A 12,037-nucleotide genomic window follows, 5' to 3' on the forward strand; every position below is an offset into this window, starting at 1 on the left:
CCGACGGATGACCATCCGTCGGGCCGGCCGCGTATCGCGCTCCGTTCGGCAGTCGGGGATGACGGTGCCGTCGTTGTCCTTGGCGACCTCGTTTCCCCACCTGGACCGGTAGTACGCGGTTCACTGGCCGCTGCGGATTTCGTCGAGCTTCTCCGCGAAGGCCTTCGTCTCGGCGATCAGGCGGGCGCGCGCCGCTTCCTGCCTCTTGTCGCCCTGGCCCTTGAACTTCCGGCTGAAGTGCGGCTCGAGTTGGGTCCACCAGCCGTAGTCCAGCGCCGCCCAGGACTGAGGGCACAGAGGGGCGCGGGTTCGCGGCAGGTAGCCTGCGCCGACCAGGGGCCCGTCGAACTTCTTCGGGTCCTTGCCGTCGAGGGAGCAGAGGAAGTTGAAGACGCGCTGCTGAGTGACGGGGTGGTCGCTGGAGAACCCCTCCAAGGTCAGCTCGCCCTCCTTGCGGGCGAGCTCGTCGAAGACCATCGCGGCCGCAAGGGACGGATCCGGGCCGATCTCGTTGACGGTGTAGAACGACGCGAACCCGTCGGCGGCGTCCTCTTCGAGGCCGAGGTTCGGCAGGGCGAGCTGACGTTGCAGGGCATGCCCCATCTCGTGGCCCAAGACGAACTGGGTCGCCAGCGCGGTCAGGTCGGCCTTGTTGAACTTGTCCTCGGGGAACAGGGCCGGACGCTTCACGGTCTTGACGACATCGCCGACGACCCCTTCGACCTGCGTCAAGAACGCCGGCGGTACGAAGATCGTCCTGCCGTCGGGCTGGGTGACCGCGTCCGTGACCCCCGGGGGGACCTTGTCGGTGACCTTCACGACCATGTCGTGCGGGAGGGCCACCGATGCGTTGACCCAGTCGGCTGTCCGCTCGAGCACTCGGGACTTCCGGATCACCTCCACGGCCTGCCTGTTCTCCGGCTTGACCGCCTCGTCTTCGTAGACGACCGTGACCTTGCCCGCCGCGTCGTCCTTGCCCTCCTCGTCGCCACATGCAGCGAGCCCGAACCCGGTGACGACGAGCGCCGCAACGGCAGCGGTGCGCCCCACACCCACGTACCCACCGCTGATCGACACCCTGGCCCGCTCCCTTCGTCGCTCGAGGCGTTCGGCTGACCGGTTCGCGCGTGGCCCCGGGGCCGCTGCCCGACGGCGGAGGCAGCATTCGACGCTGACACGCGGATTATGACCGACCGGCAGGCCATAAGCCTGCAAAGAACGCTTAAGTGGGCATTTCGTCCCGAGGGCTGCCACTTTGCGGACAGAGCCTGTCCGCAAGGGCATGCACTCTGGACGTTGTCGACGGCTTCCTCCTCGAGCGGCTCGGGCTGCGAAAAGGCGGATCCCGACACCCCGTTCCACCCCTCCCCTCAGTGAAAGGACGGCCGCGGCGGCCTCGACCGCCTACGCTCCCCCATGACCACGTTCCGACCGAGGATCACCGACGAGCAGCGGCGAGCCCGCCTCGCCACCGCGCACCTTCTGGCCCCCGCGGCGCGTGCGGCGACACCCGAACGGGTCGCAGATGCCCTCCTGGCCCTGCACGCGACGGACCCGGCCTCCGTCTACCTGGCGGTGGCCGCTCGTACGGCCGATCCGGCGCCGGCGCAGCTGGAGCGGGCCCTGTACGAGGAGCGGAGCCTGGTGCGGATGCTGTGCATGCGCCGCACCATGTTCGTGGTGCCCCGCGACCTCGCGCCCGTGGTCGACGCATCGACCGCGAGGACGGTCGCCGCCCGGGAGCGCAAGAGCCTCCTGAAGGTGCTGGGTGAGCAGCACGGCCACGGCGAGCAGTGGCTGGCCGCCACCGAGCACGCCGTGCTCGAGGCTCTGGCCGGCCTCGGCGAAGCCACCGCCGCCGAGCTCGCCGCCGCGGTGCCGGCCCTGCGCACGCAGATCCTGGTCTCGCCCGGCAAGCCGTACCAGGCCACCCCCCGCATCACCAGCCGGGTGCTCGGCGTGATGGCTGCACAGGGCCGGATCCGACGCGGCCGCCCGTTGGGCACCTGGGCGTCCTCGCAGTTCCGCTGGGCGCCGGCCGAGCCCCACCCCGAGCTCCCGTCCGACGACGCCCGTGCCGGACTCCTCGCCCGCTACCTGCACTCCTTCGGCCCCGCGACCACCGAGGACCTGAAGTGGTGGACCGGCTGGACCCTCACCGACACCCGCCGGGCCCTGGCCCGCACCGAAGCGGTCGAGGCCGACCTCGCCCACGGCCCCGGCCACGCCCTGCCCGACCAGCTCGACCTGCCCTCCGAGACCGAACCCGCAGCTGCGCTGCTGCCCTCCCTCGACCCCACGGCCATGGGCTGGCGGCACCGTGACTGGTACCTCGACCCCGCCCTCGTTCCCGAACTCTTCGATGGCTTCGGCAACATCGGCCCCACCATCTGGTGGGACGGCCGCATCGTCGGCGGCTGGGCCCAGCGCCGGGACGGGCAGATCGCCACTCACCCGCTCACACCCGAGGGCCGCACCCGAGCCGCCAGGGAAGCGATCGCCACCGAGGCGGCCCGCCTGACCGCCTTCCTCGGCGAGATCCGCATCCGGCCCAGCATGAGAACCCCCCTCGAACGCCGCCTGGCCGACGGCTAAGGGCTGTCCCGTAATCCCGTGCGCCCGCCGGGGATTACGGGACAGCCCTTAGGGGGTGTCGTCAAAGTCTCGTCTGGCCGCCGAGCGGCGCGGAGAACCGCGGCCGCCAGCCTTCCTCCGTCTGCACCACCAGTTGGACCGCCGCCGCACGAGTGCGCAGCGGCAGCAGGCTGCCGACCGCAGCGCGCACAGGGGCGGCGGCCGTCGGGTCGTCTGCCCCCAGCGCGACGGTGACATGGGCGGCGGGCCGCGCCCCGAAGCGGCCCCCGTACGGGCGCAACCCGGGCCACCGGGCGCGAAACGCATCGACGACCGGTTGCAGTCCCGGAACGGTGACGGCGACGAAGCCGGACGCCGTCACGACCTCCTCCAAGAGCAGATCGGCTGCCGGAAAACGCGCCGCCAGGGACCGCACGCCCTTCTCGTCCTGATCCGTCAGCGCCGATTCCGGCACGAACGGGTAGAGGAGCGAGACGTGCGCCGGCACCCCGCGACGCACCAGAGCCGGATCGATACGCCACGCCGCATCGAGGAGCGGGGCGGCATCGGGCAGGACAATGACGACGGCAGTGGTTCCTGGCTCTGGCACTCCGTCATCATCGCAGGCCAGGTACGGGACCGACGCTCCCCGACCGGCTCCTCAGGCGGTTGGGGCCGGCGCAGGTTCCACCGGCCGCACCAGCCCGGAGGCAGGGGCGCCGTCAGGAAGACCCCGACAACCAGCTCAGCGTCTGGGTGGGCCTCGACGGGCTCGCCAAGAGCCCCACCGAGAGCCTGGTACAGGTCGGTGTCCACGCCATCAACGCGGGCGTCGACTCGCTCGAGCAGCCGATCGGCATGGTCGTACAGGCCGAGGACCGCATGTCGGCCTCGGTCGTCCGAAGCACCGGGATCGTCTACAGCCCTTCGCCCGCCACCACCGACAGCGGCGGCTACAGCAACTTCTCCGTCACCTCGCACCAGGGTCAGGGAGCTACTCGGCCAGGTGGCGGGCCGGGCCGCTGCGGGCGTAGCGGCCCGGACTGGTGCCCAGCACGCGCTTGAAGTGCCGGTTGAAATGGGACTGGTCGTAGAAACCGGCCGAGGCCGCCACCAGGCGCGGTGCCATGCCTGCGAGCAACAGTTTGCGGGCCAGGTCCACGCGCCGTCCGGTCAGGTACTGGTGCGGACCCATGCCGAACTCCCTGCTGAACACCCGGACGAGGTGCGCGGGGTGGACGTGGAGCGCCGCCGAGGCATCCTGGAGGCTGACGCCCTCCACGAACTTCTCGTCGAGGAGGTCGCGCAGCCGGTGGGCGATGCCGGCGTCGCGGGTCGGGGTGCGGTCCTCGAAGTGCCGTTCCAGGTGGTCGCGCAGGCGTTCGGACACCAGTGCCAGCCTGCTCTCTGCCTCGAGTTCGTCGCCGGGGTGCTCCAGCACCTGGTGCAGCTGGCTGATGCGCCGGCGCAGCAGCAGGTCGTCCATGACGGGGCTGTCCACCGCCAAGCCGATGAGTCCGTCGCCCAGCTGCGAGGAGTCGAGATATACAACTCTTTTTTGAAAGCCGGTCGGGGTGACCGAGCGTCCATTATGTGGGACGTGCGGGGGCAGCAGCGTGACCATTTGGTCCAGGGCGCCGTGCTCGTGCCGGTCCAGGTCGTATCTGACCATGCCGTCGTCGACGATCAGCAGAGTCCAGGAGTCATGCGTGTGCATGGGATAGACGTGGTCGGTGATGCGGGCGTGGTAGACCTCTTCGATTCCCGCCAGGGCGGGGCGCCATGCGCGGACCTGCGGATGATCAAGCATGCAAAGATCGTACAAGACTTGACCTGGGTGCCCGGGGTTTGATTCATCCATGGACAGCGTGAACGAACCCGTTCGTTTTGAGACAAAGATCGCCGTGGTCTTGCGTGACGATCTTCAGGTGTGGCAGCGCCTCAACATGACCGCCTTTCTCGTGAGTGGAATCGGGCGCAAGGTTCCGGAAGTAATCGGTGAGCCCTATTCGGACGCCGATGAGACCGAGTACCTGCCCATGTTCCGCCAGCCGGTCCTGGTCTTCGAGGCGAGCAAAGAGGCCCTGACCACCTCGCACCAGCGTGCCGTCAGCCGGGGTCTGCCCCTGTCGGTCTTCACCGCCGACCTCTTCACCACCAACAACGACCGGGACAACCGGGCCGCCGTTGCAGCCGTCCACCGGGACCAGCTGGACCTCGTCGGCATGGCCGTATACGGGCCGCGCAATGCGGTAGACAAGATCATCAAGGGCGCTCGAATGCACCCGTGACGTCTCCTTAGGGGCGTGGCATGGAAAAGGAAACGTCGCTGCGGAGCGAATCCGCACAGGCGTATGTGTACCTGCTCGCGACCATGGCGCTCTTCGGTAGTGCTTTCGCCAGCTCTAAATCAGTGGTCGGCCATATGCCCCACCAGGTCGCCGCTGTTCTCCGCTTCGGTGGCGGCGCGGTCATCCTGGTGGTTCTGCTCGCTTTCATCGGGCGGAAATCAAAGGGGCCGTCGCTTACACGTTCGCAAATTGCGCGTGCGGCGGCAGTGGGACTCGTCGGGGTCTTCGCGTACAACCTGTTCTTCTTCTGGGGTCTTTCTCTGGCCCCTTCGATCGACGGAAGCATCATCGTTCCGGTTCTGAGCCCGGTCATCACGACGGGAATTCTCCTGGCCCTGGGCCGGGAAAAGGCTTCGGGAGCCCGAATGGGCGGCCTGGCGCTGGGAGTGTCGGGCGCCGTCGTGTTCTTCGTCGGCGCGGGGGGCACCGGCGTGGATGCGGGCGGGTCCCGGTTGACCGGGGACCTCGTCTACCTTCTCGGCGCACTCTCCTGGGCCGTGTACAGCATCGCCTCGAAGAAGGTCCTGGTCGGCATGGACCCGCTGCGGGCCACCACGTTCGGCACCCTGGCCGGGGCGCTCGCCCTGCTGCTCTTCGCCGTGCCCGCGTTCCCGGACGTGGAGTGGAGCGCGCTGTCGTCGACGACATGGCTGAACGTCGTGTACCTCGCCGTCGGCCCCACCGCCATGGCCTACCTCTTCTACTACCGGGGCCTGAGGGTCGTCAGCCCGTCGACCGCGACCGTCATCATGTTCTCCGTCCCGGTGTTCGGGGTGACCTGCGCCGTCGTCTTCCTGGGTGAGTCGTTCGGCGGACTCCAGCTGGCGGGCGCCGCCGTCATGCTCGCCGGCGCACTGCTGGCCGTGACGCAGGGCCGCCTCCGTCAGCAGGCCCCGGAGCAGCCGGCGCAGGAGACCGGGCGGGAGGCCGATCCGGCCGCACCCGCTCCCCTTTCGGGAGCCGACGGCGGGGAATCCCACCGCAAGGCTGCTTCGACGACTGTACGGACAGTGGAAGAAAACTAGAGAAATGCCGCAACGCCTCCGGGGGGAAGGCGATGTGCCCGCTCATCACCCGCTCAGGGCCTCGCCCCGGCCCTGGGTGGGTGTCTGCTTTCCCAACCCCCACGTGCACCCAGCGTCGCGTGCACGGAAATGAAGCTCATCCGTACGGAATGCAAGATCGGGGTCTCAACTTCATGTCTGAAGTCGAGTTTCGGGTGCTGGGGCCGCTTCAGCTCAAGGTGAGCGGGCGCACAGTACCTCTGAGAGGTATGAAACATCAGATTGTGCTCGGTTCGCTCCTGACCGCAGAGAGCCGGCGCACATCCATCGGGCGTCTCGTCGACTCGGTCTGGGGAACCACGCCGCCGAGCACCGCGGGCAAACAGATCCGCAATGCGGTATCCGACCTGCGCAATATCCTGGCCCCCAGCGGAGCCGTCATCACTCCCGTCGCCGACGGCTACCAGCTCGACATCGGCGAGGCCAGGCTCGACCTCCACGAGTTCCGCCGGCATCTGGCGCAGGCGCGCACCCATCTCGGCCAGGGGCGGAAGCCGGACGCGATCGTGGAGTTCCGCGCCGCGCTGTCCCTGTGGACCGGTCCGATGCTCTCGGGGATCGAGAGCGCCACCCTCCAGGCCCAGGTCGCAGGCGTGAACGAGGGCCGGCTCTCGGTTGCCGAGGAGTGCATCGACCTGGAACTCGCCCACGACCGGCACAAGAGCCTCGTCAGCGAGCTCGCGGCTTGGGTGGCCGAATACCCACTGCGCGAGCGGATGGTCGCCCAGTACGTGCTCGCCCTGCACCGCTCCGGCGCCCGGGCGCGCGCCTTCACCGTCTACGAACAGGCCAGGCGCAACCTGGCGGAGTCGCTCGGTCTGAGCCCGGGCCCCGAACTGCTCGAAGTCCACCAGCTGATGTTGCGCGAGGACTTCGACGCGGCGGCTCCCGCAGCCGCACCCGCCGTCCGGATCGCGCCCTCCGCTCCGCCCGTGCCCCTCCCCGCTGTGCCCGCCGACGCCGTTTCCACCGCCGATGCCGGCGTGCCCGCTCCGGACAACCTGCCCTTCGAGAGCGGGCACTTCGTCGGCCGGACTGCGGAGATCGAAGCCCTCCTCGCCGGCGGCGCGGCCGCCGGGCCGCGCCGCGTGCTGTCCGTCGACGGCATGGGAGGCGTGGGCAAGACCACCCTCGCGGTGTACTTCGCCCATCGCGTGGCGGACCGGTACCCGGACGGCCGGATCTTCCTCGACCTGTGCGGCCACACCCGGCACGAGGACCCGCTCGGCCACCGGGCGGCGCTGCGCCAGCTGCTCGTGCTCTCCGGACTGCCGGAAGGCGAACTGCCCGACTCGGTCGAGGCCCTGGTCCAGATGTGGCGCGGTCGCACCGCCGGCCGGCGCATGCTGGTCGTCCTCGACAACGCTGTCGGCGCCGAGCAGATCGGGCCGCTGCTCCCGGCCGGTGACGAGTGCCTGACCCTGGTCACCAGCAGGCGCCGCCTGACCATGACCGCGCTGTCTCCCACTCGGGTGGTGTCCCTGGACCCCGTCTCCCGCGAGGAGGGGTACGCACTGTTCTGCCGGCTGCTGGGCAAGCGGCACCCCCAGCCCAGGCCTGATGAGGTCAGCGGCATTCTGGACCACTGCGGCGATCTGCCCCTGGCCGTCGCCGCAGCCGCGGCGCGCCTGCGGCGACGGCCTTCCTGGCAGGTGTGGTACTTGGCCCAGCGGCTCGCGGACCCGGCGGTGCGCCTCGCCGACCTGCAGACGGAGCACGGCGGGATCGTGGCCTGCTTCGACGCCTCGTACCGGCATCTGAACGCGGGTCAGCAGCGGCTGCTGCGCCTCCTCGGCACGGCCGAAGGCGAACGTACGGACGTGGCGTCCACGTCCGTACTGGCCGGACTGCCGCCCTTCGTCGCCGAGCAGATGCTCGAGAGCCTGGTCGACGAGCACCTCCTGTTCCAGCCGGAGCCGGGTCAGTACCGCATGCACCCCCTGGTGAAGACGTACTGCGCGCAGCTCCCCGGGCACGACGGCACGAGCGGGCCGCAGCCGGAACGACACGGTGCCCTGAGCGCCGAGCCGCTGGCGGCCTGAGCCGGCAGCCCGAACTCCCCGCGCACTCTTCCTCCTCCTCCGACTTCCCTCACCGCGCCCTCACGGAGCTTCGCCATGACCGGAAACACTCTCGCGGACTTCTTCCTCACGTTTGCGCTCGTCCTGGGCGCCGCCAAGGTCTTCGTGACACTCGCCCGCCGACTCGGGCAGCCCGCCGTGGTCGGCGAGATATGCGCCGGGCTGCTGGCCAGCCCGATGGTCCTCACCCAGGCGGGGTCCGACGCCGTACTGCCCGCCGACGTGAAGCCCCTGCTGGGCGCCCTGGCCAACGTGGGCCTCGCCACTTTCATGTTCATCGTCGGCTACGAGATCGATGCCGGCTTCCTGCGCAGCCGCAGGAAGGCCACGATGGGCCTGGTCGCCGGATCCGTGGCCGTCCCCCTCGTCGCGGGCGCCGCACTGGCCGTCCCCCTGGCCCGTACCTACGCTCCCGGCAGCCACACGGCCTTCGTCCTGTTCGTCGGGGTGGCCATGTCGGTCACCGCGTTCCCCGTGCTGGCCCGGATCCTCGCCGACCGCGGCCTGAACAGACACCCGGTCGGCGGCCTCACCCTGGCGGCAGCGGCTGTCGGCGACCTGGTTGCCTGGGCCTGCCTGGCGGGAGTCGTCGCGTACGCGGGGGCCGCGGGGCAGTGGCGGATGATGCTGCTCCCGGTGTACCTCACCGTCATGTTCGCCGTGGTCCGGCCCCTTCTGGGCGCGTTCGTCGAGCGGGCCCGAGCACGGGAAGCGGGCGCTGCACGGATCGTGCCCGCCCTGGTCGTGGGCTTGATGCTGTCCTGCGCGGCCACCGAATGGCTCGGGATCCACTTCATCTTCGGCGCGTTCGCATTCGGTGCGGTGATGCCCCGCAGCACACGGGGCGAGCTGCGGACCCAGATCATGCGGCACATGGAACAGGTGGGGCACCTCCTGCTTCCGCTCTACTTCGTGGTGGCCGGCACCAAGGTCGACCTCTCCGCGTTCGACCTGGCCGCCCTGCTCACACTGGCCGCCGTGATTGCCGTCGCCGTGGCCTCGAAGGCGGCCGGCTCCTATGCCGGTGCCAGGCTCTCCGGGCTCCCGCACGCCACGGCCGTGCCGGCCGCCGTACTCATGAACACCCGCGGACTCACGGAGATCGTCATCGTGGCCGTTGCCCTGGAGATGGGTCTGATCAACCAGGACTTCTATTCCATGATGGTCGTGATGGCCGTCGTGACGACCGCCATGACCGGGCCGTTGCTGAAGCTGACCCGCGTATTGCCCGAGGCCTCCCCGGTACTCCCGCCGGACGATTCCACCGCCGACCGTTCCGCCGCTCCGTCGTCGAAGGCCGTGAAGACGGGTTGAAGACGGTTGAAGACCGGCTGAGGGCGGGCTGAGGGCGGCATGAGGATCGCTCGGGGATGCATCGAGGACGCCTCCTCATACGTTTGCCGACATCAGGTCGAGGAATCCGAACTCGCCGCAGACTGCGCCGTTCCGCAGTTTCCAACGGAGGCAAGAAATGATCGAGGTTGCACCGGAATCCCTCGCCGTATCGAGGCTGAGGACCCCTGTCGGCCCGCGTCGCGACGACCAGCAGTGGTGGAACGCCCAGCGCGGATCGGCGATGCCCTTCCAGCGGTACGAGCGGCTCGGATCCCGTCTCCCTTACGACCTGGCAGACCGCACCTGGCCTGCGAAGTCCCTGGTGAAGGCGCCGCTGTGGGCCTCGGTCGACCTGCGCGACGGGAACCAGTCACTCAGCAGCCCGATGGACACCGAACGCAAGAGCCGTATGTTCGACCTCCTCGTCCGCATGGGATTCAAGGACATCGAGGTCGGGTACCCGTCGGCCAGCGACGCGGACTTCTTGTTCCTGCGCACTCTGATCGAGCAGGACAGGATCCCCGACGACGTGACGATATCCGTCTTCACGCCGGCCCGGACCGAACTGATCGACCGGACCTTCGAGGCCATCGAAGGCGCGGACCGGGCCATGGTGCACCTCTGCAATGCGACCGCCTGCCTGTGGCGCGAGGTCGTTTTCGCAATGAGCGCGGACGAGGTGCAGCAGATGGCCCTCCGCTCGGCGGAACACATTGCGCGCCGAGCGGACGCGACCAAGGGCACACAGCTGCGATTCGAGTACTCGCCGGAGACGTTCAACGTCACGGAGCCCGAATACGTGCTCCAGGTGTCGAACGCCATCACCTCCCTGTGGGACGCGAGCCCGGACCGTCCGGTGACGCTGAACCTGCCGACGACGGTGGAGACCGACTCGCCGAACGTGTTCGCCGACCAGGTCGAGTGGATGCACCGCAACCTCGACCGCCGTGACGCGGTCATCCTCTCGGTGCACCCCCACAACGACCGGGGAACCGCGGTCGCCTCCGCGGAACTCGCCGTCATGGCCGGCGCCGACCGCATCGAGGGGACCCTGTTCGGCAACGGCGAGCGCACCGGCAACGTCTGCCTGGCCACGCTGGCCCTGAACCTGTTCAGCCAGGGTGTAGACCCGCAGCTGGACTTCTCCGACATCGACGAGATCCGCAGCACCGTGGAGTTCGCCAACCAGCTCCAGGTGCCTCCCCGGTACCCGTACGGCGGCGACCTCGTGTACACGGCCTTCTCCGGTACCCACCAGGACGCCATCGCGAAGGGCCTGGCCGCGATCGAACGGAAGGCCGCCGAGGCGGGCACCTCCACCACCGAGGTGCCGTGGGACGTCCCCTATCTGCCCATCGACCCCAAGGACGTCGGCCGCACCTACGAGTCGGTGGTCCGGGTCAACAGCCAGTCGGGCAAGGGCGGGGTGGCCCACGTGCTCAAGAGCGCCTACGGGCTGGACCTCCCCCGCGGCATGCGGGTGGAGCTGGCCCGCGAGGTGCAGCAGGTGGCCGACGGCGACGGCATCGAGCTCACCTCCCGGGAGCTGCGAGCCATCTTCGCCGGTATGTATCTCGAATTCGACCACCCTTCCCTGCTGCTGAAGGAGTTCCAGCTGACGGACCACGGGGGCGCCGCGACCGTCGACGCCCTGGTCGTCGACGCCGACGGCCGGGAGAGGCGGCTGACCGGTTCCGGCGAGGACACGGCCAACGCCTACGCCGCGGCCCTGGCCGGCGGCGGACTGGCGGTGGAGATCGCCGAGACCACGGGTCACGCCCTCACCGACAGCCTCGGCACGCGGTACGCCGCCTACGCGCAGATCAGCCTCGACGGCACGACCGGGTACGGGGCCGCGATCTCCGGCGACGAGGAGAGCGCCCGGCTCGGCGCCATCACCTCGGCCGTCAACCGCGCCCGGGCCTGACCGCCCACCCCTCCCCGCACCCGAACCCGCACCCTGTGAGCTGAGAGATGGACCTCACCTTCGTCGAAAGCAAGAAGGACCCCGGCCGAGACTGCTTCGTGTACACGGCGCACAGCGACTTCGACCTGCTGGGCATCGACGGCCTGCGCGGCCGCAGCGACCGCGACCTGCTCGGTTTCCCCGCAGCAGCGCCCGCCGGCGACGACACCTTCGCCCCGCACACCACCCACATGCTCGTGATGGTCGAGGGCGCTCTGGTGGCCGGCGCGGAACTCGTCGCCTACTCGCCGCTGGGGCTGCCGCTGACCGAGTGGCCCGAGCTGGCGGGTGTCCTGCGGCACAGCGGCCGGCTGGTGCAGTGCCGCCTTCCGGTGGTGCGCCCCGAGTTCGCCGACACGGTCCTGCCGGAGCTTCCCTTCGGCGTCCTCGGAGGCCTGTTCAAGGGCTGTCTGCAGTGGGCGGTGTCGCACGAGGTGAGCGATGTCGTGGTGGAGGTCGCCGACCGGCGGGCGGTCGACAAGCTCACCCAGCTCGGCTTCCTGCCGGCCGAGGGCTCGGGAGCGGGAGGGGCGCCCACGGTGTACCGGCTGAACGTCAGCAGGCTCGTGGCCCGCGGCTTCCGTGCCAGCCACCCCTTCTACCGGTACCTGCTCGAGTACGACGAGAGCGTGCTGATCAGCAGGTCGGCCCTCGCCGCCGCCTGAA

The 12,037-nt window shown here is 69.6% G+C and carries 10 protein-coding genes; 7 read left to right on the plus strand and 3 right to left on the minus strand.

What is annotated here, in order from left to right; translation table 11 throughout:
* Window positions 1–120: 120 nt before the first annotated feature.
* Window positions 121–1,077, minus strand: a complete 957-nt coding sequence (locus AB5J51_RS41095; protein WP_369780527.1) for a DUF4344 domain-containing metallopeptidase — start codon at window positions 1,075–1,077, stop codon at window positions 121–123.
* A 339-nt stretch (window positions 1,078–1,416) separates the two neighbouring features.
* Between AB5J51_RS41095 and AB5J51_RS41100 the strand changes: the two genes are divergently transcribed.
* The gene (locus tag AB5J51_RS41100) at window positions 1,417–2,595 is read left to right on the plus strand and encodes a winged helix DNA-binding domain-containing protein (protein ID WP_369780528.1); all 1,179 of its coding nucleotides are present in this window, start codon (window positions 1,417–1,419) and stop codon (window positions 2,593–2,595) included.
* Between the two features lie 61 nt (window positions 2,596–2,656).
* Here AB5J51_RS41100 and AB5J51_RS41105 read toward each other — a convergent pair whose 3' ends face one another.
* Window positions 2,657–3,184 carry a 2'-5' RNA ligase family protein gene (locus AB5J51_RS41105; protein ID WP_053789752.1) on the minus strand — a complete coding sequence of 176 codons (528 nt, stop codon included), beginning with the start codon at window positions 3,182–3,184 and terminating at the stop codon, window positions 2,657–2,659.
* A 384-nt stretch (window positions 3,185–3,568) separates the two neighbouring features.
* Window positions 3,569–4,384 (minus strand): AraC family transcriptional regulator, encoded by an 816-nt coding sequence (locus AB5J51_RS41110; protein WP_369780529.1) that lies wholly within the window; start codon window positions 4,382–4,384, stop codon window positions 3,569–3,571.
* Window positions 4,385–4,433: 49 nt separating this feature from the next.
* On the opposite strand from AB5J51_RS41110, the gene AB5J51_RS41115 reads away from it, so the two are divergent.
* The 6 genes from AB5J51_RS41115 (at window position 4,434) to AB5J51_RS41140 (ending at window position 12,036) form a co-directional block, all read left to right on the plus strand.
* Window positions 4,434–4,865 (plus strand): DUF2000 domain-containing protein, encoded by a 432-nt coding sequence (locus tag AB5J51_RS41115; RefSeq protein ID WP_030303171.1) that lies wholly within the window; start codon window positions 4,434–4,436, stop codon window positions 4,863–4,865.
* A gap of 20 nt (window positions 4,866–4,885) precedes the next feature.
* Window positions 4,886–5,950, plus strand: a complete 1,065-nt coding sequence (locus tag AB5J51_RS41120) for a DMT family transporter (protein WP_078987828.1) — start codon at window positions 4,886–4,888, stop codon at window positions 5,948–5,950.
* Window positions 5,951–6,198: 248 nt separating this feature from the next.
* Complete coding sequence (locus AB5J51_RS41125; RefSeq protein WP_168724364.1) at window positions 6,199–8,031, plus strand: BTAD domain-containing putative transcriptional regulator; 1,833 nt, start codon at window positions 6,199–6,201, stop codon at window positions 8,029–8,031.
* A gap of 75 nt (window positions 8,032–8,106) precedes the next feature.
* Entirely contained in the window at window positions 8,107–9,384 is a 1,278-nt protein-coding gene (locus AB5J51_RS41130; protein ID WP_133900096.1) for a cation:proton antiporter, read from the plus strand.
* Window positions 9,385–9,541: 157 nt separating this feature from the next.
* Window positions 9,542–11,332 carry a 2-isopropylmalate synthase gene (locus AB5J51_RS41135; protein WP_369780531.1) on the plus strand — a complete coding sequence of 597 codons (1,791 nt, stop codon included), beginning with the start codon at window positions 9,542–9,544 and terminating at the stop codon, window positions 11,330–11,332.
* Between the two features lie 47 nt (window positions 11,333–11,379).
* Complete coding sequence (locus AB5J51_RS41140) at window positions 11,380–12,036, plus strand: hypothetical protein (RefSeq protein ID WP_369780532.1); 657 nt, start codon at window positions 11,380–11,382, stop codon at window positions 12,034–12,036.
* The last annotated feature ends 1 nt before the right edge of the window (window position 12,037 follow it).

It is taken from the genome of Streptomyces sp. R33, assembly GCF_041200175.1.
In the GTDB taxonomy this organism is placed as follows: domain Bacteria; phylum Actinomycetota; class Actinomycetes; order Streptomycetales; family Streptomycetaceae; genus Streptomyces; species Streptomyces katrae_B.